The sequence below is a fragment of the Thermococcus cleftensis genome (genome assembly GCF_000265525.1).
Classification (GTDB): Archaea; Methanobacteriota_B; Thermococci; order Thermococcales; family Thermococcaceae; genus Thermococcus; species Thermococcus cleftensis.
This window is the reverse complement of sequence record NC_018015.1, coordinates 1035374-1059117: the sequence shown is the minus strand read 5'-3', so window position 1 is coordinate 1059117 and position 23744 is coordinate 1035374. Positions and strand designations below refer to the sequence as shown.

The 23744-nt window shown below is 49.7% G+C and carries 17 protein-coding genes, 1 tRNA gene and 1 pseudogene; 4 read left to right on the top strand and 15 right to left on the bottom strand.

Annotated elements, in window-relative coordinates; all coding sequences use genetic code 11:
• Nucleotides 1–13 precede the first annotated feature (13 nt).
• Together CL1_RS05625 and CL1_RS05620 are read right to left on the bottom strand one after the other, a co-directional pair.
• Nucleotides 14–1330, bottom strand: coding sequence for an acetate--CoA ligase family protein (locus tag CL1_RS05625; protein WP_014788924.1), 1317 nt, complete (start codon nt 1328–1330; stop codon nt 14–16).
• Entirely contained in the window at nt 1331–2506 is a 1176-nt protein-coding gene (locus CL1_RS05620; RefSeq protein WP_014788923.1) for a hypothetical protein, read from the bottom strand.
• Nucleotides 2507–2576: 70 nt separating this feature from the next.
• Here CL1_RS05620 and coaD point away from each other — a divergent pair.
• The 3 genes and pseudogenes from coaD to CL1_RS05605 all read left to right on the top strand — a co-directional run.
• Nucleotides 2577–3041 (top strand): annotated as a pseudogene (gene coaD, locus CL1_RS05615) (phosphopantetheine adenylyltransferase); the annotation flags it as partial.
• A gap of 70 nt (nt 3042–3111) precedes the next feature.
• Nucleotides 3112–3792: a triose-phosphate isomerase gene (tpiA, locus tag CL1_RS05610; protein WP_014788921.1), complete on the top strand. Its 681-nt coding sequence runs from the start codon at nt 3112–3114 to the stop codon at nt 3790–3792.
• A 71-nt stretch (nt 3793–3863) separates the two neighbouring features.
• Nucleotides 3864–3939, top strand: a tRNA-Gln gene (locus CL1_RS05605).
• A gap of 212 nt (nt 3940–4151) precedes the next feature.
• Here CL1_RS05605 and CL1_RS05600 read toward each other — a convergent pair.
• From CL1_RS05600 to CL1_RS05555, 9 genes are all read right to left on the bottom strand, one after another.
• Entirely contained in the window at nt 4152–5282 is a 1131-nt protein-coding gene (locus CL1_RS05600) for a tyrosine-type recombinase/integrase (RefSeq protein ID WP_187287157.1), read from the bottom strand.
• 289 nt (nt 5283–5571) lie between these two features.
• The gene (locus CL1_RS10580; protein WP_014788919.1) at nt 5572–6231 is read right to left on the bottom strand and encodes an HhH-GPD family protein; all 660 of its coding nucleotides are present in this window, start codon (nt 6229–6231) and stop codon (nt 5572–5574) included.
• On the bottom strand, nt 6201–7538 hold the full coding sequence (locus CL1_RS05590) for a DNA cytosine methyltransferase (protein ID WP_014788918.1): 1338 nt from the start codon (nt 7536–7538) through the stop codon (nt 6201–6203). Before CL1_RS05590 ends, CL1_RS10580 begins: the two co-directional genes overlap by 31 nt.
• Before the next feature lie 38 nt (nt 7539–7576).
• Nucleotides 7577–8044 carry a phospholipase D-like domain-containing protein gene (locus tag CL1_RS05585; RefSeq protein ID WP_014788917.1) on the bottom strand — a complete coding sequence of 156 codons (468 nt, stop codon included), beginning with the start codon at nt 8042–8044 and terminating at the stop codon, nt 7577–7579.
• Nucleotides 8037–9950: a DUF1998 domain-containing protein gene (drmB, locus tag CL1_RS10575; RefSeq protein ID WP_014788916.1), complete on the bottom strand. Its 1914-nt coding sequence runs from the start codon at nt 9948–9950 to the stop codon at nt 8037–8039. Before drmB ends, CL1_RS05585 begins: the two co-directional genes overlap by 8 nt.
• Nucleotides 9951–9952: 2 nt before the next feature.
• The gene (drmA, locus tag CL1_RS05570) at nt 9953–14110 is read right to left on the bottom strand and encodes a DISARM system helicase DrmA (protein WP_014788915.1); all 4158 of its coding nucleotides are present in this window, start codon (nt 14108–14110) and stop codon (nt 9953–9955) included.
• Between the two features lie 440 nt (nt 14111–14550).
• Nucleotides 14551–14877: a gamma-glutamylcyclotransferase family protein gene (locus CL1_RS05565; protein WP_014788914.1), complete on the bottom strand. Its 327-nt coding sequence runs from the start codon at nt 14875–14877 to the stop codon at nt 14551–14553.
• A gap of 2 nt (nt 14878–14879) precedes the next feature.
• The gene (locus tag CL1_RS05560; RefSeq protein WP_014788913.1) at nt 14880–16433 is read right to left on the bottom strand and encodes an MBL fold metallo-hydrolase; all 1554 of its coding nucleotides are present in this window, start codon (nt 16431–16433) and stop codon (nt 14880–14882) included.
• Nucleotides 16434–16492: 59 nt separating this feature from the next.
• On the bottom strand, nt 16493–17566 hold the full coding sequence (locus tag CL1_RS05555) for a hypothetical protein (protein ID WP_148267286.1): 1074 nt from the start codon (nt 17564–17566) through the stop codon (nt 16493–16495).
• Nucleotides 17567–17729: 163 nt separating this feature from the next.
• Between CL1_RS05555 and CL1_RS05550 the strand changes: the two genes are divergently transcribed.
• Nucleotides 17730–18161 carry an EVE domain-containing protein gene (locus CL1_RS05550; protein ID WP_014788911.1) on the top strand — a complete coding sequence of 144 codons (432 nt, stop codon included), beginning with the start codon at nt 17730–17732 and terminating at the stop codon, nt 18159–18161.
• On the opposite strand, the gene CL1_RS05545 is transcribed toward CL1_RS05550, so the two are convergent.
• The 4 genes from CL1_RS05545 to CL1_RS05530 all read right to left on the bottom strand — a co-directional run bounded on the left by CL1_RS05545 (nt 18158) and on the right by CL1_RS05530 (nt 23674).
• A complete protein-coding gene (locus tag CL1_RS05545) occupies nt 18158–18604 on the bottom strand; it encodes a DUF365 domain-containing protein (RefSeq protein ID WP_014788910.1) in 447 nt (148 codons plus the stop codon). The genes CL1_RS05550 and CL1_RS05545 overlap by 4 nt on opposite strands.
• Before the next feature lie 61 nt (nt 18605–18665).
• Nucleotides 18666–22052, bottom strand: a complete 3387-nt coding sequence (locus tag CL1_RS05540) for a helicase-related protein (RefSeq protein ID WP_014788909.1) — start codon at nt 22050–22052, stop codon at nt 18666–18668.
• A complete protein-coding gene (locus tag CL1_RS05535) occupies nt 22045–23061 on the bottom strand; it encodes a nucleotidyl transferase AbiEii/AbiGii toxin family protein (protein WP_014788908.1) in 1017 nt (338 codons plus the stop codon). Before CL1_RS05535 ends, CL1_RS05540 begins: the two co-directional genes overlap by 8 nt.
• On the bottom strand, nt 23051–23674 hold the full coding sequence (locus tag CL1_RS05530; RefSeq protein WP_014788907.1) for a type IV toxin-antitoxin system AbiEi family antitoxin domain-containing protein: 624 nt from the start codon (nt 23672–23674) through the stop codon (nt 23051–23053). The genes CL1_RS05535 and CL1_RS05530 overlap by 11 nt, the downstream gene beginning before the upstream one ends.
• Between the last annotated feature and the right edge of the window lie 70 nt (nt 23675–23744).

Below are 23744 nucleotides of genomic sequence, written 5' to 3'. Positions count from 1 at the left end.
TTCAAAACAAAAATCAGCGGAGGGATAGCCACCCCAGGGCTTTGGCCGCGCGCTCCGGCGTGGGGAAGTTCTTTACGCCGTGCTCCTCAAGGAGCTTTACGCCTTCCCGGACCAGCTCGCCGGCCATGAAGTTGACCACAACAGGCTTGGCGCAGTTGGCGTCGATGACGGCTTTGGCTATCTCCTCGCCCGGTATGAAGATGGGCGGCACGCAGATGACGAGGAGGGAATCGACGTTCTCGTCTTTGCAGGCAATCTCGATGGTTCTCTTGTAGCGCTCGTAGTCGGCGTCGGCTATGAGGTCTATCGGGTTCCTAACGGAGCACTGGGGCGGGAGGAAGGAGCGAAGCTCCTCGACGGTCTCATCGCTCAGCTTGGCCATCTCAAGGCCGAGCCTCTCGAGCTTGTCCGTTGCCAGAACGCCCGGTCCGCCGGAGTTGGTGATGACGGCCACCCGCTTTCCGGCAGTTGAATACATCTCGAAGGCCTTAGCCGCATCGAACAGTTCTTCCATCTCCTCGACCTCTATGGCCCCGGCCTGCTTGAACGCGGCGCGGTAGATTTCGTAGGAACCTGCGAGCGAGCCCGTGTGGGAAGCGGCCGCCCTGGCACCGCCAGCGCTCTTCCCCGCCTTGAGGATTATCACCGGTTTTCTGGCACTCGCGTAGCGGAGTGCCTTGAGGAAGCGCCTCCCGTCCTTGACGCCCTCGATGTAGAGGGCGATGGCCTTCGTGTTCTCGTCGCTGGCAAAGTACTCCAGGAAGTCGCTCTCGTTTAAATCGGCGGCGTTTCCGTAGCTTACAAAGGCGGAAAAGCCTATTCCCTCGTCGTTGCCCATCGCCAAAGCTGCCCCCCCGAAGGCCCCGCTCTGGCTGATGAGAGCCAAGCCCCCTGGCTTGACCCGGACCTCGAAGGAGCCGAAGAACTTCCCGTGGACGCCGAAGATGCCGGCGCAGTTCGGACCTATCAGGCGAACGCCGTGCCTTCTCGCCCTCTCAACCAGCTCGCGCTCCAGCCCCTCGTTCCCGACCTCGGAGAAGCCGGCGCTTATCACCACGGCGCCCTTGATTAAGGGGCCGATTTCATCGATGAGATCGGGCACTATCCTAGCTGGAACCGCGATTATGGCGGTATCGACCGGCTCATCGAGCCTCTCACGGATTTGGAGGGTTCTCCCTGCGACCTCGACGGTTCCGCCCTTCGGGTTGACAGGTACTATTCTCCCCTCAAAGCCACCCTCAACGATGTTTCTCAGGATTTCATACGCTATGGCCCCCTCTTTGAATGACCCGAACACGGCGACGCTTGATGGATAAAAGAAGAAGTCCATTCACTCACCCCCGCTTTCCTCCTCCGGAGCGGATTCTCCCCCAGTTTCGGGGGACGTTCCTTCTCCGTCCCCAGCTGGCCCTCCAGACGAGCGACGCTTCTTGTAGACCACAATTCCAGCCACCAGCGCCAGCACCAGCCCACCCCAGAGGTAGGGCAGATAGTTCTGCTTTTTCTCCGTCACGGTTATGATGACCGTGTTATCCGGTGCGAGCTGGTAGGTACCACCGTACACATGGATCTCATCAAACCTCCCGGGGAGCTTCAAAACAGCCTGCCAGATCTTCTCGTTGGAGGTTTCCCTGTAAGATACCTCCGGCCTGGCGATTCCAATCACCACGATGCTACCGTTCTTCTGCAGGGAATCGATGCTGATGATGTCCATCGTGCCCCGGAAGCTCTTGATTAGGTAGTTCAGGGTGCTCTCACTGGCGTTTGCCCCGGTGAAGGTCGCGTTGAACTGAACGTACCCCTCGCCCGGATCATACATCATCTCTATCGTCTTGTGGGTCGAGTTCAGGAACCTGACGAAGGTGTAAACCGGGGTGTAAAGCTCGATCAGCGGTATATAATCACCGTCTGTCCATATGGCCACACCATCGGTGAAGTCGTCGGGTTTCGGAGCCAGGTTCTTCACCTCATAGTCCTTGGGCAGTATCAGGGTCATCTTTTTCCAGCTGTAGTCGAATACGTGTCCCTTGAAGACGAAGTCCATCGGGCCGGAGAGGGGACACCTGAGGACCTTCCCATCGTCGCTCACGAGGAAGTTGGAAACCACAAATGTAACAGAAGCAGACCAGTTGTCGAGAACGCGAACCGGACCACCCTCGGGCAGGTATATCGTGCTCGAGATGTTCGCGGCCTCGAAGCGCTTTTCAAAGTTGTCCTTGAGGTTCTCGTAAATCAGCTGGCGGACGAAGTCCCTGAACTCCTCCTCCGCCATCGTGCTGTTGTTGGCGGCCAGACCCTCGAAGTAAGCCCTGTAGGCAGGGTCCTTCAGGACGGCGTGAACCTTGAAGGTGGCCAGCCACACCTCCGAGCCGTTCACCTGCGCGGGGGAGGCCTTGATGACGAAGTCGATGTCAAAGAGAGGCTGGGGGTCATCGGCGGCCGACGCGAGTCCCACCGCGGGGGCGATGAGAAGAACCGTGAGAATCAGAACCGCGAGCTTCCGCATTCCATCACCTCCACGGAAATCTCTCCAGGCGATAAAAAAGCTTATTGGTTCAGCCACCTAAGGCATCTTCATGAAGAGAAAATACCGAAAGGTCGTTGTGGGCGGAACCTTTGACAGGCTCCACCTCGGGCATAAGGCCCTGCTGAGGAAGGCCTTTGAGGTGGGAGAATACGTTTACGTCGGCCTTACCTCGGACGAGATGATACGCGAGAAGCCCTACGCCGAAAAGATACTCCCCTACGAAATTCGTCTGAAGGATTTGATCAAGTTCTTCGAGGTGAACGGCTACTCCAACTACCGCGTTATCAAGATACAGACTGCGATAGGCTTTGCCGATAAGATGAAAAGCCTGGAGGCAATAGTGGTCAGCGAGGAGACCTACAAGGGTGCACTCATAGTAAACCGCGCGCGGGAGGAGAACGGGCTAAGGCCGCTTGAGATAGTCACCATAGGCCTCGTGAAAAGTTCCCTTGGCCCCAAAATCAGCTCGTCCCTCATACGGGCCGGCCTGATAGATCCATTCGGGAGGCCACTCTCCAGTGGAAACGGGACTCCTGAGGGAAAGGCGTTTAAGGTACAAAGACATAACACCTACGGTGATACCCATGGCGAAGCTGAGGGAGCCGATCATAGCGATTAACTTCAAGACCTACGCCCAGGCGACGGGTGAAGGGGCTTTAAGGATAGCCAAGGCGGCAGAGAAGGTGTGGAAGGAGACCGGCATAACCATCGTCGTTGCCCCGCAGCTGGCAGACCTCTACCGGATAGCCCAGGAGGTCGAGATCCCGGTCTTTGCCCAGCACATCGACCCGATAAAGCCCGGAAGCCACACCGGCCACGTTCTGCCGGAGGCCGTGAAGGAAGCCGGAGCGGTGGGAACGCTCCTCAACCACTCCGAGAACAGAATGGTCCTGGCGGATCTTGAGGCGGCCATAAGGCGCGCCGAGGAAGTTGGGCTAATGACGATGGTCTGCTCCAACAACCCGACCGTTTCAGCGGCGGTGGCGGCACTCGGCCCGGACTACGTTGCCGTCGAGCCGCCTGAACTGATAGGGACTGGGATCCCGGTCAGCAAGGCGAAGCCCGAGGTCATAACCAACACGGTCGAGCTGGTTAAAAGAGTCAATCCAGACGTGAAGGTTCTCACGGGCGCGGGAATAAGCACGGGCGAGGACGTCAAGAAGGCTTTGGAGCTCGGAAGCGTCGGCGTTCTTCTCGCAAGCGGAGTAACCAAGGCCAAGGACCCGGAGAAGGCGATAAGGGATCTAGTGTCTCTGATTCTCTGAGCCTTTTCTCACTTTTCTACCGCAAACAGGACTTAAGATTTATAAGCTGAGACTCGGCTTTTCTATCGGGCAGCCCCGTGGTGTAGCGGCCAAGCATGCGGGACTTTGGATCCCGCGACCCGGGTTCGAATCCCGGCGGGGCTACCATACAGCCCTGCAATTTCTCTGAAACCCTGAGAACTCCCGACATTGGACCTGCTGGATTAACTGGAATTTCAGATAAAAACACATGTTTAATTTTTCACCAATCAAATATCGAACCGTGAGCCGATTATTGTGACCCGTCCTGTCTCCGTGGCCAGTAAAATACTCTGTGAATATTTATTCTCCCAAAAATAACGGAAAAAAGCAAAAAGATGTCAATTTAAGAGACCCATGTACTCTGGACTGTGAACTGGAGCCGTTAATGCCATCTTCCGGTTGATGGCGATATTTGTGTTTGAAGGCCTGTTGAAGCTTCCTGCAGAGATTATGGGTTTAGAGGCTGTTTTTCTTGGTAATATCCCTATCATTCTCTTCTGCTCTTCCGTGAGCACACTGATGTCGTAGTAAAGCTCTCTGTAGTACTTCCAGAGCTCCTGCACGCTTATTCTGGCGTAGTTGGTTCTGTGGACATCATTTGATGGCCTGTGTCCGGTTAGCTTTCTGACCGCCCCAAACACCTTCTCATTGTTCATTCCATTCTCTTCGGCCCTCCTCTCCCACCCCTGTATGAAGAGCTTTCTGAAGTACTTGATTTTGAATCTGTGAAGTCCATCGCTGGTAATGAAATTCAAATTTGCCCCAAGGCCCTCCAGATTTCTGCTTTTCTTCGCTATCTTGTGCAGGAACGTATCCTTCAAGCTCCTCTTGCCCGGTTGCATGAAGAGATATCCACCCCGCCTTCTGATTTCATCTCCACTGAGTTCTAGATAGTATTTCACCGCATATTCTGTCTCTCTGGTCATGAATACTGTTTTATGACCCTCTATTCCCAGCAGTTTGCCCTCCTTTGTCCGGTCGGAGGATAGTTTGATGCTGTGTGTCTCGAAGTCGATGTCGTCCACTCTGATCTGCACAATTTCACTGACTCTTCTGCCAGTGCTGAAGAGCAGCAGTGCAAACGCCAGTGCCTTTGCATACTGTTTTTCTTTCAATCTACCGAGATGAAACAGCCGTTCCAGCCTTTTAAAGAACTCCCTAGCGTCTTCGAGTGTTAAATCCGGGGTATTTTCTTCCTGCTCAATTTTTCTTGCCGCGTTTACTTTCCGCAACGGGTCTCTCAGCACGTCTATCAGCACTTCCGAAACTCCCATCCTTCTCAGCAGCAAAATTACTGCTTGCAGTCTTTTTGTCATTGATGAGTTTGAGTACCCTGCCCCAATTAGGGCCCTTACATATTCCACCAAAACTCTTCGTGAAACAACATACTCTTCTCTCTTGGTAGGGGCTTTTATTCCATTCCCTGATTCAAGTTTCCCGGTCTTTACAAATCTCAGGAACTGCCACACAAACCTTTCAAGCTCTTTATGTCTCCGAGATACTGTGACTTGATGCATAGTCTGCGAGCATTTCCTCAACGTCGTTGCTTGAGATAAGGTACTGAAGCTCCTCAGGTTGGTATTCCAGCCTGATTAAACCCTTCCTACGCATTCATGGGTCCCACCGTCTTTCAACTTGAAAAATAGCGTTTTAAACATAGTTGAACATGATGGTGACAAAACATGTGCTGAGTGAATACACGTAAAATATTTCTGGGAAGGATTCAAATGAAACTATTTTGGTTTTGGTAGATGTTCATCATAATAACTTATTGGAACACTTTTCACGTAATGGGCACCTTTTGCATTTTGGTTTTTTGGGAGTACATATCAGAGCAGCAAAGTCTATTATTGCAAAATTGTACTCTCTATGGGAGTGCTTTGGTAGAATCTTTGAAGCAAGTCCAAGTATTTTTCTATCACGTCTTCCTTCTCCTTTGGGTGTTACCCCAAAATAGCGACTGAGAACTCTCACAACATTGGAATCAACCACCGCAACGGGTACATCACATGCAAAGCTCAGAACAGCGGCGGAAATGTACTGTCCTATGCCAGGAAGAGATAACAGTTCCTTTCTATCACATGGGATCCTGCCTTCATATTTTTCGGCAAGAATCTTTGCCAAAGCCAGAACTTTTTCTGCCCTCCATTCCAGCCCGAGTCTCGAGAAATATTCTCTAATTCTCTCCGGGGATGCCCTTGAAAGGGATAATACATCCGGAAATTCTTTTATGAATTCAAGATAAACCGGTACAACTTGGGAAGCCTTGGTGCGCTGGAGCATGAGCTCAGCGACAAGTATTCGATAGGGATCCCTTGTCTCACGCCACGGAAAGTTCCGTCCGTTCTGATAATACCAAGATAGCAGGGAATTAACAAAAAACTCAATTAACTCAGTATTTTCATCTGGCGTTTCCAAAGTTTTTTCACCCCCCATCCCTCAAAAGTTGCAATTATTGCCAGACCGAGTGCGGCCGCAAGAAACGGGGGAACAGCGTTTCCTATCTGCCTGTACTGTGCAGTTCTGGGACCTTTAAAGACGAACCAGTCAGGGAAACTCTGGAGCCTTGCCGCCTCTCTGGGGGTTAGGGTTCTCGGTTTAACAGGATGTATGTATCTGTACCCGTCCTTCTGTAGATGGGCGGTTATTGTCCATGAAGGACGATCCCATATGAGTTTTTTGAATTTATCCCTGAAGATGTCATCACGATACCCATAAAAGGCCTTTATGTGCTGGGGAAGGTCTTTCCATGAATCTCCCTCCTCCATGTGCTCAAAGGTCAATCTATCCCGTTCGGTGTGAGGACGAGAAATATGATTATGAACCATTCCATCCCAGAATGAGGTTTTTTTCCGGGCCCATTCCTGATATCTAGAAAAGGGATGGATAATATGGAACATAGGGTAATCTTCCATTCCCGATCTATTCGCGACTACCGGTTCCGGAAGATCTCCGATGGCCTGTCCAACGGTTACGTATGGATACTTGGGATGGAGATCTCCGGAAATGTAATCAATCAGATTTTTCTTGGGAGGCTGTTCAGGGTCTTTATGTGTGGGGATGGGCCATTTGAACTCGTCAATAAGTGATTTTTCATCTTGGTGGATTCCAACAAAGAAAATACGTCTTCTTGTCTGGGGCACGCCAAAATCGGCGGCATTGAGTATTCTTGGATTGTTTCCCGTTTCCCATCCAGGAACAATGTATCCAATCCTTCTGAAGTCATCAACTATCTCCCTCACAGTTTCCCCGTCTCTGTGGCTCATCATCCCCGGCACATTCTCCATTATGACGATTTTTGGCTGGAAATAGTCAACTATCCTAACGAATTCTCGATAAAGTATGTTTCGGGGATCGTCTATGAATCTGGGATGGTGATTTTTTACATCCTTCTTTTTCCCGTTTCTTGCGAGATTTGCTATTTTTACCCGTCCCGCAATGGAAAAACCCTGACAGGGCGGACCTCCCACAACTACATCAATATCACCTTTTTGGACACCTGACTCCTTCGAAATAACTTCAGGGGGCAGCTTTCTGAGGTCTTCTTTCAGGCCGGTGGTGTCAAATCCCATTGCTTCCCTGAAGTTGTAGTTGTACGTTCTTATCCCGTGGGGGTCAATATCAACGGCTGCTTGGGGCACTAATCCGGCCAGCACCATACCAAGAGAGAATCCCCCCGGTGCACCGAATAGATCTATGAAACTGTAGCTGTACCGTGATTTCATCGTATGCTCTCCTCCCAGCTGTAATTTATCGACGGCTTTTAAAGCATATCGAGGGCATAGGCAAGATCTTCAATTTCCGGCCCCTCGATAAGAACGCCTATCTCATGATTTCCAACCATTCCTCCCCATGTGAAATTCATTGATCCGATTACTGCCTTTCTGCGATCAACCACAATAGTCTTTGCATGAATTGTTTCTCCGGGATATTTTTTGCTGAATTCGACCAAGATAAAATTCTCATAGTGTTTTTTCAGCTGGAAAAGTTTTTGGGTTACCTTCAAAGAAGGGTTCAATTCGTTTACTATCAATTTCACAAACCTTCCTCTGCGGAGACTTTTTTCAATCATGTCAATTAGCCACATGGTATTATCTGTAATCACATATGTAACAAGATGTATCTGTTCATGAGCATCATCAAAAAGCTCTTGAATCACTGTCTCAATATTCCTGAAATTCCTAGATTTGAGATGATTCCCTGTTGTCAGAATTTTTACATTCCTACTCACGGTGAAGCCCCTCCATCCACTCCATCAAAAGATGTCTATCAAGCCACATGTTTCTATGCTCGCAGGAGGTCTCTGATATTAGAGTACATGCATAACAGGCTGCTCCGTTAACAGAAGCAGGCTTGCTCGGAGTGAATTTAAACTCCTGTTCCAGACACAGGGGATCATTTGAACAAGAGTAAAGCGAGTCATATGCTTCCTTCAGGATTTTCTCAAACCTGCGAACCAGTGATACAAGACCCCCCAAGGTTCCATCAGTGTTGGGCTGAGATGTGTACAGGACTATCCCTCCTACTGGATGCTGGGGATCATCCACCTTTATGTAAACCCTTTCCCTTATTGATGCTGCAGAATATCCCGAATCAACAGAGATAGCACGTATCAGGAGATGAGAAAGTGTGTGCCAAAACACAAATGCCGGATGAAGCTCAAATCTTTTCGCAGGATCCTTAAAGAGGTATTCTCTGTATCCATGGCCTCCAGAGCTAAATGCTCTAAACCATTCATCGTAATGCTTTCTCAGATCTGGTCTCCGATTCGGATATTCCCACAGTTGCCGCTCATCGTCAAACGTAATGAATATGCCCTCCCCAAATAACTGGACTCCTGGATACCATTCGTCCTTTCCATCATTGAACGAGACTGATACCAGTTTTGCATCTATGGTTGAGGTATCAACTCCACCACCAGGTTTTCCGATGAATCTTCTGTACCCCTTTAAAACCATGACAGTGTGAAGCTTATCTACAGGTGCAACCCTGAACGTCACGCCATTTTCATCAGAAATACGACGGATCTTGTTGCGATTGACATAAAATAGCACACGTTCCTTTCCGATATTGGAAGTTAGCGGGGGAAATCCTTTTCTGGAAGCATTCATAAAAGAGTCAAATTCCTCTTTAAACAGTTCGTAAGGGCTGTTTGGCACCTCTGTATTATTACCTGCAACTTCAAGAATTATGCTTTTTGCGTCTTCCCAGTCATATGATTCAATTTCAGCTATTTCATCGGCTGTTAGATCCTCTTTGAAAATCTCAATAAACTCGTCTCTATTATCTAGGATATCTGGTTTTAGTTTAAGAACTTTTTTTAACGAACTCCTAATCTCCCCCCTCATGAATATCCTATGCAGTGTCGTTGCACGCGGGGGAACCGTAAACAAGGTGGCAATTTCTGGAACATAGAGATTTGAAGCCTGACGCTGTATTGCATATGCATGTTCATTGCACCCCATCACATCTCCCAAGCGTTCTCTTCGTTCCAAGTATGTGCCTGGACACCTGTGCGGTTTTTTGTAGATCACTCCAAGATTTACCTTAGCCCGGCATTCCGGGCATTCTATCGTGACATCTGAGAGAGCGGGTCCTTCACGTTTCCAGTAAAACCAAGAAGTATGATTACATGAGGAATTTGGTCCATGGACTTCATATGCCCAGTTTATGTCACCAATATGGCCCTTTGGACATGCAAGTATGAAACGGATTGCCTGTTTTCTCCCCTGTTCCTGAAGTCTTTTTTCTATTTCATCCTTTGAATAACCCTTCTTTTTAAGTTCCTCCCTGCATTTGGGACATCCGTGGCTCTGATGGTAGAGAATTCCATGCTTTGTGCATATTGACCAGCGAGGGAACGGATCCGTTCTGTAAAGTGCATATTCAGGACGAAGATCAAGCTCTGCATTCGAAGGTAGCTGGAACACTCTTGCACCATTTAGATACCCTTTTGACATTCTTTCATGAGAGATTTCAAGCTTTTCGGGGGTTATTCCTTTGTTTTTGTTCCATTCATGAAACAGTCCAATATTCGGGCTGAGCACAATTCTCGGTCCTTCTGTTGTCTCAATAATCGCGCCCGGCCCAAACGTTGTGATAAATTGAGACCTTCTAATATGCTGAACCCTGCTCATAGTTATCTCCCCCTTAAATCAGTAATCTGAAATCCTACAGTCTCCTCAACATCTCTAAGGGAATTGGGTGCGTTGGGGTAAACTACCGGTTTTCTTTTGTACTCATGTGCGGGTGTTCCAAGCACAACAGGCTTTGTTGCTCGGAAGTACTCATGGTATTCAAGATCACCATCAACTTTTTTTGCCACTTCCTTCCACTTGTCCAGCTTTGATTCAACAATCTCCTTTAGTTCATCGGTCTCCACAAGCTGTCTTGATCCGGGTAATTTTCTCAGACGATCGCTGAATATTCGGATAAGCTCCATGATCTCGGGTGCCCGGGTTCTTTCATCAGCCATGAGGGGAGCACTCCTATCCTGCCACCATGGCACTTTAGGATTCGGATGATTCCTCAATATTCCCACCATAACAGGTCCCAAGGCTCGTTCTATGGTCCCCTGTGAAAAAGGAGCCACTGTTGAGGGTTCAACATACCTGTCAAGAGCACTGTGATATCCAATAAAAAATTCGTAATGACTCAGATCTCTCGGACGGGTAGCCCGATAAAAGGTAACAATAAGACCCGCTCTTCTTCTCCCCACACGACCCGTGGCCTGTATGTATGAGGTGGTCGTCTTGGGCTGGCCGTTAACAACCATCAGAGAAAGACGCCCGATATCCACTCCTGTTCCAAACATGCTTGTTGTAAAAATTGCATCGGCTGCATGCGTTCTTTCAAGCTTTCTCAGCAGGGCGGGCAATTCTGTTGAATCTCTCCTGCTGGAAAGCTCGACAACGTCATCGTCCCTGATCGGTCTGCGTTTTGATTCGTCCGGTTGAAGATCCCTAAGGCGTAACGGGATATCCTGTCTGTAAAGGCTGCGTGCGCCTGCTAGCTCACGAATGGCGTTAAAATAACCCACCAACGTCCAGAAGTAGTCCTCATCTTTAAGATATTTATCTTTTAGATCATAGACGCTTTGAAGCAACCTTGCCCATATTCTCACGAGTGGAGTATGGGGACCCCTACCGGGTGCGATCACACCGGCGTACAGCCTGCCGGGTCTGCTTTCGTCTCTGGGATGTGTACGGCGGTATTTTACAAAGAATCTGTCATCTGGAACAATCCCATGAGGGGGGAACATGGATAGTTTGCGTGTGAATAATGTCCCCACATGTTCTTGCGCCCCTTTTACAGTGGCTGTCGATGCAACATATTTTGCCCTATTCCCGGTCAGATAATCAACTGCCACTTCGTAGATTCCAACCATGCTCCCAAGGGGACCTGAGATCAGATGGAGCTCGTCCTGTATTACCAAGTCGGGGGGGTCTAGACGTGGCACTTTAACCCTTCCGTTACCACGTATTTTCTCTGGACGCATTCTCCTGTAGCCAAATCCCTTCTCAGTTTCCATCAAATCTTTTTGCGATTTTGAAACAGTGGAGCTAAATGCATTGGTTATCCCGAATAAAATCGCACTTTCAGGCTTAAATGAAATCTGGGCAAATTTATCAACGGTAGCTATCAAAAAAGAAGGAGGCAATCTGTAAATCTGTTCATCAACGGTCTGGGCGGGTATTGGGATCCTGTGGGAAAGAACGCTTGAAGTTTCCCGATTTATTGTAATACCTTCCATTCGTTCGACCCATGTAAAATCAGGGACCATCCTGAATTCAAGATTTCCGGGAATATGGAGATACATGCGTTTACCATTAATTCTGAATTCGAATGAATCATGGCTACCCTTTGGATAACCTTCAACCCAGAGGGCATTATTAAGCTCACACTTTGGATTTGGGCAGTAAATTTCAAAGTCGTGAAAGGCACTGGATTTTTTGGATTTATTCCTCGCTCTTGATATCAGGAAATATCCCGGTCTTGAAGGTCTTGCTGCCCTCAGGGTTACGTGGATATTGTGTTTGTTCAGAAATTCTTTAATAACTTCCCATGCACCATCCCAGAGATCAGTCGTGATAGGTCTATCACTGCGAATTGTAAACGTAATAACATGAAATTCTGGAGATGGGAGAGCCTCGACCAATACTGACACCAACTCAATACCAGTATCTCCAATATTGCCGCCTGCTATCTTCTTTAGAATCTCGTTGATAGTTTCTGCTGACGATGAAGATCGGATTGTTAGATGGATCTGAACCGGTTCTTTTGCGTCCAGTCCGCCGGCAGGGATTGCAAGTATGCTTCCACAAGCGGGGCAACGCAGTACCTGTGCGGGTTCACCCCGACCCTTTTCTGAGGCTTTTCCCAGAAGAATATCAAGTGCACCGGGAATAATTTCCGATTTATCCCTGCTTGGAACGCTATCAAGTCTGTTAGGAGTGAGATTGCCTCCTACCCATAGACCTATGGAGAATCTTGTACCTCCCCAGATAAACTGATCTTCCTGATTGGGATACCCTTTAGGTCTCCATCCAGGAGGTTTTCCTTCTTTAAGTCCGTACACTCTAAGGTACTCGCAGGCAGTTATCATGGAAAGTGCCCTTCTGAACTGCTGAATTGTAAGCAGCCTTAGCGTGTATCTTGAAATAACACCAGTGCCAGCTCCGCTTGTGTCGATATCAGATTTCCCTATCCTAGAAAGTGCTCTTCTGCGCCGGTATGCCAGTGTGAAGGCCACTAGTCCAAGATATGCCTCAGTCTTTCCCCCTCCAGTTGGTATCCACAGAAGATCGCAGATTTCCCTATCTGGAGAATCTGGATTTGTTATGGACTCAATATTCATCAAAAGGAATGCCAGCTGGTAAGGTCTCCATACCAATGGTTGTCCATCCCCTTGTTTATCTTTATGCTGCCATCCAAACTGGAGATCCATAGCCTTGTTTGCAAAGCAGAATGAAAGCCTGGCATCTTCATCGGTCTCAAGAACACGTATTCCTCTCCGGATCCTCCCGATGACATTGGCTATTTCCCTTAACATAATGAGCCCAATACGCTTTTCACTCTCCTTTTTCAGCTTCAGGTACTCTTTTACCTGATCTTTGAACCATTTAAGGTATCCTCTGTACAGTGGCATAAGGGCATTTTTCAGTTCGGAGGGGTTCCACATCTCAGCAAGCTTTCTCGCCTCAAGAACAGGAGGTCTTCCAAATTCCTCCCTCCAGCTAAAGGAAGGTGCTGAGATGGCGTAAACCGGAACAAATTCTGAACGAATCAACATGAAGTTTTTCCATGAATCCCCATCCTGTGGAGAAAGAGGAATAAATAGGTTGACCAAGGATTTTGCAGCTTTTTCAGGCTCAGGAATACCTTCCTTTTCTGCAATTTTTTTGTAAATTTCAAACACAGTTTCCGAATCAATCCACTTAAATGGCGGTCGAGGAGGAGCCTCCCCCGGAAATTCAAACTCTGGATCAACACACTCCTCAGGTGACTGTATGCACCATACTGCAGAGCACATATGACCCTTTGCATACCCTTTGCGATTACGATAAACAAAATCAACCACATCAGATTCGTTTCCAAACGTGGTGTGAACAGGCTCAGCATTGAATATTCTAACCCTAATCTGTGGCTGGAAGATATGAGTTTGAACAAACCCAATTCCATCTGAACTATCCCTATTGAACTGAAGCGCATTAACAAGGAATATGGATACGTGGACTTGTTCTCCCCGTCTTCTGGTGATTACTCGAAGCAGGAGTTCATCCTCTGTAATACCCAAAAGCTCTGCAACTTTGCTTTCTGGCAATTTAAAATCCTGAGGGGGGCATGGGGCTCCTTCCACACATGGTTTAAGCTCAACTTTCAGACATGAAGCCCTAGGAAATCTTTTCCATACGTTTTTACCCCCGTCCCAGAAATAGCGCGCCCATGTAACACAAATTGCAAGAATGGGAGTTTTTCCGGTTAATGGTTTAATAGCAAAAGAGATGCCAAGCGAACGGGGAGGAGATCTGGGATCCAGAATGGGGTTGAACCCAAGACTTACATCACCATCCTCTTCCTCATCCTCAGCTCCTCTGGTAACTTCCTCAGTTCCTGAAATTCCTTCTGTAGATGCATACTCTATGATCTCTTCAGATAATATTGTCCTTGGGGAAAGAATCCCCGTTATGTACTCTGTTGTCGGCTTTCTTGTTTTGGGGAGTTCTTCATAGATGCCATCTCTTGGACCAAGAAGCTCAGCAACGAGATCAGCAACGAGATCTGATCGCATTCCCATACTGTCGACCTCCCCCTCTCCAGCAGTAAAATTGATGGTACCAATCCTTTTAAGAGTTACTAAAAAGCATGATTGAAAATAATAACCAGGATCTGGATAAATAAATCAAAAAGAAATAAATCGCAAATTTTCGAAAATCTTATCATATGCATCCTGAAGCTCATCCACCGTGTGATGGGAGTAATGGAGAGCATTGATATCGTATCTAATTGAGTGACCCATAAGGAGCTTTTTGATTGTGGCGTTGCCGTTTCTCCTGTTCCTGCGCAAAGAACTTTCTCATGTGTTTGGGACGGAGTTTCTGGTTTCTTAGGGAGCTTTTTCTTCGGAATGGCCTTTGTAGTTGTGGTCTCGTGGCTAGGGGCTGGTGTGGGTCGGGTTTGTAAGTTCAGATGTATTCGACTCAGCATCTGCAAATCTGAGGGAGCTACCATGGCCCCCTACACATCGTCGAAGTCCCCGCTCTCCACCCTAAAACCCCTAGGCGAGCTAACCTCCCACAGGATGGCCCTCCCGAACCCGGTCTCCACCTCGACAGGGGTGTAGCCCGCGCCGACCTCCAGGGTGTTGATGTCCTCGAAGACCTCCCCATCGACCTCGTAGACCTCCACCTTCAGCCGTCCAGCCCCTTTGACGGCGTAAGGAAGGCCGTCGAAGTAAAGCTCGTAACCCTCTATCCACTCCTCCCCGAGGAACCTTGCCCCGTGGAGGTAGCCGTGAAGGGGCTTCCCCCTTCTCAGCGTCCCGTAAACGGCTATCCTAACCATCCTCAGACCTCCCAGTGTTCTCCATCCTCCAGCAGTACAGCCCTCTCCCCCCAGTTCTCCCTGAACCACCAGGGGTTCTCGGTGTGGACTGGGACGATGTGATCGGGGTCGATGTAGTCGATGGCCCTCGCCAGCTCCTCCCTCGAGACGTGGCCCGAGGCGTGTAGGCCCTTGTCGAAAACGGGGTTACCGTTTTCATCGACGCTGAACCCGTGGACCTCGAAGCCGAAGTAGCTCAGCCAGTTCCAGAGCCTCAGGAAGCTGAACCCCTGCTCCTCACCGAAGGCCTCGCTGGAGGAGTAGATGTAAACTCCGCCCATTGGCATGATGTCGAGGAGATGCGGCATATCGTGGAAGGAGAAGCAGAGGACGTAGCTTTCTCCCCCAGACCTGAGCTCCCCGGGGGTAACCTTGAGCTCATAGTACTCCCCGAGTATCCACTCCTCCCACTTCTCGAGTCTGGTCTTTGAGCTGGTGTAGATCCCCAGGCCTGTGAGGCGATCCTCCCCGTCCACGAGGCCCAGGGCGTGGAGGAAGTAGGCATCCTTTGTGGTGACGACGAGCTTTCTCCCGGTCCTCTCGGCAATCCTCTTGAAGCTCTCGAGCCTCTCGAAGTTCCTGGCCGAGAAATCCGCTATCACGAGGCCCCTCGCATCTTCCACGATGGGAAGGGCGGCCCTGTAGACGTCCTCCTCCGAGACATTGGAGCCCTCGTCCCTTCCGACCCTCGTCCCCTCGGTCACGAGAACCCCCGCGTTCCTCGCCTCCCTCAGGAACCGCCTCGTGAGATCCCCATTCTTCCCGTGGAACCTGAAGTCGCCGGTGTAGGCCACCGCCACGTCGCTCTCCACGATGTAGGCGCTGGCACCGTAGATGGAGTGGTCCACGGGAAAGGCCCTGACCTCGAACCCCAGGTCGGCCTCGTCGAGAGTCTCGACCCTTCCGGGCAGTATGGGCTTGACCCTGCCACGGCCCGATGCCAGCTCGACGTTGGCCCTCCAGTGCAGGAACTCCCTACCCTCCGCGGGGAGCTCCCCAGTCAATATAACATCCCTGCTCGGGTAGTGTCTCACCTCCCTGTCCGCCTCCAGCACGGAGGGGTTGGCACCGCTCGGGCTCTTGGGGGCGTAGTAGGGAAGCTCCATACCCATGTGCACCTGGCGGGAGGTGTCCCTGAGGGCCTTCAGGAGCACGATCGTGGTGGGAGAACCGACCAGGGGGACATTCCCGTCGAGGAGGGCAACGTTCCCCACGTGATCGAGGTGGGCGTGGCTTATGAGAACGGCATTAACTGGCACTTTTGGATATCTGGTCACTTCTCCCGAAAGGTCGGGGGGTATTAAGTCAGCACGGTAGACGTTGAGCTTCGGTATCAGGCCGAGCCTCCACAGGTCGTGGATCCCGCGCGAGGGCCTTTCGCTTATGAACTCCTCGTAGTAGAGGGAGTATTTCGCGAAGTTCATCCCGAAGTCGAGGAAGAGGCCGCTCTCTCCCCCGGATACGTGGATCTTTGAGCCCCCAATCGTCCTCGTCCCATCGTAGACGGTTATCCTCATAGCGAACCCCAGAGGAATTACACCCCAACCCAGATAAGGGTTTCCTGGGAACCGACAGCTCACTCGAATTCGCTGGAGATCAGGCCGAGCCCCTGGATCACCCCGGCCACCTCTGACAGCTTCTCGTAGGTGCGCTCGACCTCCGCAACGTCCCAGAAGACCAGCTTACGAACGAAATTCTCAGGAAGGCCCTCAACCTCCCTCCTGATCTTAGCCAGCTGCTCCCCATCGGACACCGCGATGACCTTCTGAACGACCGAGCTCCTCGAGGCTTTCTGCAGGTTGAGGATCAGGCTCTTTATCGAGCCGTTCCTGTGGATCTCAAAGACGTAAGCCACCGTTCCCAGGTTGCCTATCCGGGCCCTCCACACCACGTCGACCCTCGAACCCGGGGCGATCAGCTTTTCAGTCTCGGCATCAAAGCCCAGCCACAGCCCGATGTCGCGAACGTGGTCTCTGATCTCGTTGTGGTCGAACTCCCCGACGTTCCGGGGAACCACCGTCTCCCCGACAGGCTCGAGGGGTCCGTGCCTCCACACCTCATAGAGAAAGTAATCGACGAACAGCAGATCAGGGTCCCCAAAGCCCTCACTCCTGAGTTCGGCGGCTATCTCCTTCGCGACCGAGTTGAACCTCCCGTACTCCTCCCCCGAGATCCTGTACTTCCCGAGGGGAAGCTCGTCGTCAAAGCCCAGCAGTCCCAGGGCCTTCCTGGCCTTGTCGTTCCAGATGCCGTACTCTCTCGGGTTGAAGAGGCAGAGCAACTCGGTAACAGAGGCAGGACCAAGGCCCTTGATGCTCCCCATAAACCTATCAAAACGCTCCTCAAAGGGAGCCCCACCATAAAGCAGGTTAAAGAGTTCCTTCCGTATCTTCTCCATCCCGTTGTCCGAGATTATTCTCTGGAGGAGGTAGTCCTTGTTAGTCCACACCCTCGTTGCCCAGAGACCTGAGATTATCTCCCCCAGCTCAAACTCGCTCAGCCTCTTTATCCTTTCCTCAGCCAGAACCTCGGAGAACAGCGCCTCCCGCCGTTTCCTCTCCTCGAGGTCACGCTCGTACTCCTCGGAACCGACGTACCGTCCAAACACCCGGGAATACTCCCGGATCATTCCCCTGTGATGTGTCTTCAACCCTTTCACCCTCTCATCAAGCGGGACAACAGAAGTCAAAGCCCGGCTTCCATCCCCGTAGGGGGGATAAGGTGTCATGGCTTTAAGACTATCCCCGTGAACCCTGCCACGGGAAGCAGAAGGTTTATCTCATCGTTCTCAAAAAAGTTAACGGTGAACTCCCATGACCTACTGGCTCTGCATCACCAATCGCGACAACTGGGAGGTTGTCAGAAAGAAGAACGTCTGGGGCGTGGCAAAGAGGCACAAGAACACCATCGCCAAAGTCAAACCCGGTGACAAGCTCGTCTTCTACGTCAAGCAGGAAAGGAAGAACAAGGAAGTTCTCGAGCCTAAGATCGTCGGCATCTTTGAAGTCGTGAGCGAGCCTTACACAGACTCAAGCAGAATCTTCAAGAGTCCACCACACCTAAACGAGACTTACCCCCTCAGGGTCAAAATCAAGCCCATAAAGCTCGGTGAGCTCGACTTCAAGCCCCTCATCCCAAAGCTGAAGTTCATCACGAACAAGAAGCGCTGGAGCGGGCATTTAATGGGCAAAGCAATGAGAGAAATCCCAGAGGAGGATTACAAAATCATTGAAAGCCTCCTCTAAAGCCCGCTCTTCCTTAGGATTTCCTTGTATTCCCTCTCCTTTATGTACCTCCCCGATACCGCAATGAACCTCGGCGGTTTAACGGGTTTCGGGTACTTCTTGAGGTTTTTCAACCTGAGCACCATCCAGGGCCTCGGCCTCCTCCCGCGGGAGTGCCACTTCGCCCTTTCCCTCTCGTAATCCCTGAGCTCCTTGGCTGTGAGGAACAACTCATCCCCGTACTTCTCGATGATTTCCTCGATACCGTTGAGGAACTCGACGCCCTCAACTTCCGCCTCCCCGAGCCAGGCCTGGCCCTCCCTGGAGGCGTAGAAAACAACCTTCATTCCCGGTTTCACCCTCAGCGTCGAGGGCTTCACGAAGACCCTCTTCCCTTCCTCGAGTATCCTGTCCAGGAAGGGCTTTGGGACGGGAAAGGTAACACCGACGACCTTCTCCTCCATCGTGATCACCAGTTTGTAGTTTATCCTAACGCGTTAAATAATTTGAGATGGACATGATTCACTATTCACCTCGGCTGCCATCTGGGACAAATAGCAGCCCCGCAACTATGTGAGGCTTAATCCCTTCAGTTCTACGCTTTGTTATCTCCTCTTTAACTGCTTTACGTCTTGCTGCTATCCCAAAGCGCTCGACTAGATTCCAGCAGAGCTCTTCTACCTTATCTCTTGAAGTGGTCTTCTTCACGTTGGCTTTTAAGAGCGCATTTCTGAAAGGCTCATTGTTCAGGTATCCCCAATAGACAAGATCATAGAGCAGACTCAGGGACTCCTTCTCTCCGGGACTCCTGGTTTTTTCGATTTTCTCCTGAAGTTTGCCGAGAATTATCCTGACCTGTGCCGGGATCTTGGAGGGTCTCCGGGTGGTGTACTCCAGTTCACTCTCAGCGATCCTCAGTAGTTTCTGGAAGTCCGAAAGAACTTTTTTAGCTGCACCGCGGTAGATTTTCATAGCTTCGTTGCTGTTAAGTGAAGGTGTATCTTCGTTCAAACCAGTATCTTTGAGCAACTGTTCAATTGGAACGTTTTGGGCCTTCCATTCACCGTTAACTAGACGATAAACAAAATACTGGGATATCACTCCATTGCTGCAGACAAAAAACGCCACGGGATATTCCGTGTTGGACCTGACAATACTCCTCATGGAGTATCTCCTTGTAATCTCCTCAAACTTTTCCGCGTTGGACTCCTTAAACTCTCTTAGGAGCTTTTCGGCAAAGGTTGTAACTGACAACAGTGAACCACTTACATCCTCTTCAATTTTCTCGATGTTCTCGGTCCCGTAAATCGCTTTAATTGCTGAGGGGTTCCATTCCTCTTCCTCTTGAAGTATCTTCCCATCCGTCCCCAACGCCCTGTTGAATTCCTGAACTCTTCTCTCAACTTTTTGGAGGAGTCCCAGGTTCTCCTCTAGTTTCTTCTCGGGGAAGAAGTTGTAGATCAGGATTTCATCATGTTCAGTTCCAATTCTATCAACCCTACCAATTCTCTGAATTAACTTGATTGGCGTCCAGTGCAGATCGTAGTTTATTACAACGTTGGCATCCTGAAGGTTGAGTCCTTCGCTGAGGACGTCAGTTGCAATTAGAACGTGAAGCTCTTGGGATTCATCTATCTCATCCTCGAGGCCATTAGACCGCGGTGCAAAACGTACTATCTTGTTGGGTATCCCCCTGGTGTTTGAGCTTACGTATTCCATCTTTTCCGAGATGTCCTCAGGGAGTGTTCTTTTAAGCCCGTTGTAAACCCACTGAACTGTCTCTTCAAATTCACTGAAAACGAGGATCTTTTTGCCCTCATTTCTTAGTTCCACTATCTCATCAGCTAACTTTCTGAGCTTGGGATCTCTCCTAGGACTGCTTTCTAATTGCTCCTTAAGGGGCCTAAGTGCAGATTCCATGGACTCCAGAATCCTGAGATCGTGCCTTAAATCTTCCAACAATTTCCTGACCCTAAAGGCACCAGCTTTGTAAGTGACTTTACCAGCCCTCCTGTAATTCTCAATGAACTTCCTTACCTCCTCCCCATCTAGAACCCTCTCCTCTTTATCGCTGTTAATCTTGCCCAAGAGCACATCATCGAACTCATCGCCAGCGGGGATGAAGTCGTTCTCGACGAAAGTGATGAAGTTCTTCGTCTTGATCAGGTCCCTTCTCAGGGTCTGATACATTGCATACCAGGAACTCTCCAAGCGTTTCAGATAAAGAATCCTCATGATACCCCGGAGTCCTTTACCCGCGGAGGACAAGCTTCTGTATGGCTCAGCATCCTGGAACTGGGGTAGGACGTAGCTGTAAAGGTCAAACCTGGCGTAGTTCATGGAAGAAATGCCGTTCAAAAGCAACTCGTAGATGTCTTCCGGGTAAACCTCTGAGATAGTGTAAGTCAACACGGAGAGCCTTCTCTCGGGGAAACACAGTTTTTTATTTTTCTTGACCTTAATGCAGTTGTCCTTTCCTCCATAGAGGTTAAGGATGTCGTGCCTTGTTCTCCTTATTAAAATCTCCCTGAAGACGTAAGACGGGTCCAGTTCGCCGTTTTCAATGGCCTTCGTTAAATCATCCCAGTTCTGAGGATGTATTGGAAACGGGTGTCGTCTCTCAGGAAGGAACAGGCGAATTTGGCTTATCATATCCTTGTATCTCTTCCGGTAGGGCGTTGCGGTTAAGAGAATGACCCTCTTACCCGAAATTAGTTCTTGAAGGTTCTTGTAGGATTTGGTGGAGGGATTTGAGTAGTGATGCGCCTCATCTACCAAAACAGTTCCGACGTTCTTTAGATAGCTCTCCATTTCCTTGTATTTGGCAGGTGAAAGCTCTCTACGTGGCAAAAGGCCCGCGGAAAATACCTTCCCGGGGATGTTGTACTCCCTCAATAGCCCCTCCCAGTACCTAACAAGACTTGGAGGGACTATCACAGCAACTTCCCTGGGACGCCCATTCAAGAGATCCAAGAGTGAGAAGTGTTCTAAAAGTGCCAATCCTATGTAGCTCTTCCCAAGACCGACAACATCACTTATCAGAACCCCATTGTATTTGTTGACTATTGATATTGCCCTCTTAACTGCATCCTTCTGGAAGTCGTAGAGAACGTTTTCGAGCCTTCTCAAGAGAAAACCCGTGTCTTTGTCTAAGACATCTTTGTAAAGCTCGTACAGGCCCCTGATCAGTACTTCCCACGGCAAGGGTAAGTTGCCCGGAACCTGGCCTGCCCAGCTGTTTCCTATTATCTCGAGAAGCTTTGGGTTGAACGGAAGGGCCTCCTCCCAAATCTCATCATACCACTCTTTTAGGCTCTCGAAGTGCGTTGACTGCACGATGGCGTTCAGTTCGGTATTGCCGGAGAAACCCGCCAGCGTAAAGTTGCTTGAGCCCACGAGCCCCATCCGGGTTACGGACGGCCTTGAAGGGTAGAAGAGATACGCTTTAGCGTGCATGAACTCCTTGACGTAGATTTTAATCTCGAGTTTGTTACTACGAACCCAGTCCATAAGCCTCCTTAGGAACTGCTCATTCTCCTCGCTCTGCTCCATGAAGTTGGCGTTTTTTTCGATGTCCTCGCTCTGTTGGTCAAGGTTCGTTTCCATGCTTTTTTCACGGCGTTTTATCTTTTGAAGGGCCTCAAGGGAGTGGTAAACCATGCTGAGCTGCTCGAAGGTTTCCCTGTTCGTTTGGTTACCTATTACAATTCTCATCTTGCCCCCGTTCGAGAAGAATTTCTCGAGCTCGTTTTGAATCTCTTTCATGCCACTTATGAAGAGAAAACCCACGGCAACGTCTATCCGGTTGTAGTCCCCTGAAGTCAACACTTCCTTGAGAACATCAACCAGCCTAACCCTCTGGTTGTCAACGAGACCGTGCCTGTCAAGAAGAGATATAGCCGACTCAGCCATCTTTCTCCACCTCTACCAAGTGCTTCAAATCATCAACAATACCCTTGAGTTCCTCTTTTAACTCTCCAACGAAGTTCAAAAACTCTTCCCTTTCGAAGGGCTCGATGATCAGACCGATGTCCCTGTCCATCTCACCTTCAATGTTTTCGAGGAAGGTGCCTTCATCAATGGACTGTAAGGAGCTCTCTAGATGTTCCTTTGCCGGAGAGCTCAAGTTAAGGTAGTCATGTATTTTGTTCACTATCTCCTTCTTGTACTTGGATACCCTAAGGCCACGCTGATTGAGCTTGTAAAGGTCATAGAGATCCCTGAGTTTGAACTCTTTTCGGGTTAACAGCGCCCTGACTTTCTCCACCAAAATCTCCCTGTCGGAGTACGCAGTGAGGGAGAGTGGGTAATAGTTACCGAGGAATTCAATGTACTTTTCATACTCCCTCGGGGTGAGTTTGACTCCCTTCCAGGACAGAAGGGTGTTCGCCTTCAGGGTCTTTGGCCTGAACGCAAGCCTCTCAGCGTAGTTTACCTCCACCTTTATCTTCTCTCCCAAGGGTGAGTAGAGAACTATCTCCCTAAACCAGCCTGGGCCGATTCGGAAGCTAAAGTAACGATGGTTGTTGAAGTCGCTATGATCTTTGTATTGAAACTCAAGACCAAAATCCTTGGCCACGCACTTCAGGGTCTCAGCAATCCTGCCGGTTTCCCCGTTCAAGAACTTCTTCAGCTTGCTCCTACTCATATTCCTGAGCTCATCACTGTGCCTATATGCAAAGTCTAAATCCCTGCTGAAGCGATAGTAGCCGAGATGGCACTTTACGAGACAGGTTCCGCCTTTGAAAACGTAGTTCTCCCTGAATGTGGGATCTTTCTCAAGCTCCTTTAAGATAGTGTGGATTATGTAATCCCACTCCACGAGATCAACAGATTTTATCCCTGTTTTCTTCGAGACAAACCTGGCAAAACTTCTCCTCTCGTTCAGGCGAATCTCCATAAGAAGCGAGTCATCCAACATTCTCAACCACCTTCCTTATTGAGCGGGGATACCTTTCGGAATACCGGTGGAGTTTTTCTGTATTGGCATTATCTATGTATTCTCTCCAAACCCTTAGGGCGAGGTTCTTGGGTATGGTGCCGTAGTTGGAGAAGTACAGGAAGTCAAGGAGGGTCTTCTCGAGGTCAGAGAACTTTAGTGAGTCCCTGGCAACTATTCCAAAGTCAAAGAAGTTCCTCCTGCTCCTGATTATCCTAACTGGGGTTCCATTCACCTGAATAGGCCTTGGTCTTGCGAGTCTGTCGTTTATTATGAAGACCGTCGTGTACCCTTCATGGGTAAGGCCGTTGAGGACCAGGGCCGTAAAGAGACCGAAGTACCAATTCTTCGTTATCTTACCCATTCCGAGGGATAGTAGCCTGTAGATTGGAGGAGAGCCACCGGTTGAGAACTCTATCGGTGTTTTCACGTAGTAGAGGCCCCGCAAGATACGAATAACGTAGCCGTACTGGATGAGATAGTTCACCAGATAATCAACGTCCTCGTTGAAGTACGAGGCGAGCCTTTCAAGTTCTTCGCGGGTTATTACCTTTCCCCCGAACTCCGTGAGTAGGAGCTGGATGACGGGCTTCATGGTTTCAATTTGACTAACAACCCATAAAAAGTTAGTGGTTGTTAGTCAAACTGACATATCCAGACGGAAT

Bases quoted from the DNA above. Each gene is read 5' to 3' on its own strand.
- CL1_RS05625 (WP_014788924.1), bottom strand. From the start codon at position 1,330: ATGGACTTCTTCTTTTATCCATCAAGCGTCGCCGTGTTCGGGTCATTC.
- CL1_RS05620 (WP_014788923.1), bottom strand. From the start codon at position 2,506: ATGCGGAAGCTCGCGGTTCTGATTCTCACGGTTCTTCTCATCGCCCCC.
- tpiA (WP_014788921.1), top strand. From the start codon at position 3,112: ATGGCGAAGCTGAGGGAGCCGATCATAGCGATTAACTTCAAGACCTAC.
- CL1_RS05590 (WP_014788918.1), bottom strand. From the start codon at position 7,538: ATGAAATCACGGTACAGCTACAGTTTCATAGATCTATTCGGTGCACCG.
- drmB (WP_014788916.1), bottom strand. From the start codon at position 9,950: ATGAGCAGGGTTCAGCATATTAGAAGGTCTCAATTTATCACAACGTTT.
- drmA (WP_014788915.1), bottom strand. From the start codon at position 14,110: ATGGGAATGCGATCAGATCTCGTTGCTGATCTCGTTGCTGAGCTTCTT.
- CL1_RS05565 (WP_014788914.1), bottom strand. From the start codon at position 14,877: ATGGTTAGGATAGCCGTTTACGGGACGCTGAGAAGGGGGAAGCCCCTT.
- CL1_RS05560 (WP_014788913.1), bottom strand. From the start codon at position 16,433: ATGAGGATAACCGTCTACGATGGGACGAGGACGATTGGGGGCTCAAAG.
- CL1_RS05550 (WP_014788911.1), top strand. From the start codon at position 17,730: ATGACCTACTGGCTCTGCATCACCAATCGCGACAACTGGGAGGTTGTC.
- CL1_RS05545 (WP_014788910.1), bottom strand. From the start codon at position 18,604: ATGGAGGAGAAGGTCGTCGGTGTTACCTTTCCCGTCCCAAAGCCCTTC.
- CL1_RS05540 (WP_014788909.1), bottom strand. From the start codon at position 22,052: ATGGCTGAGTCGGCTATATCTCTTCTTGACAGGCACGGTCTCGTTGAC.
- CL1_RS05535 (WP_014788908.1), bottom strand. From the start codon at position 23,061: ATGTTGGATGACTCGCTTCTTATGGAGATTCGCCTGAACGAGAGGAGA.
- CL1_RS05530 (WP_014788907.1), bottom strand. From the start codon at position 23,674: ATGAAGCCCGTCATCCAGCTCCTACTCACGGAGTTCGGGGGAAAGGTA.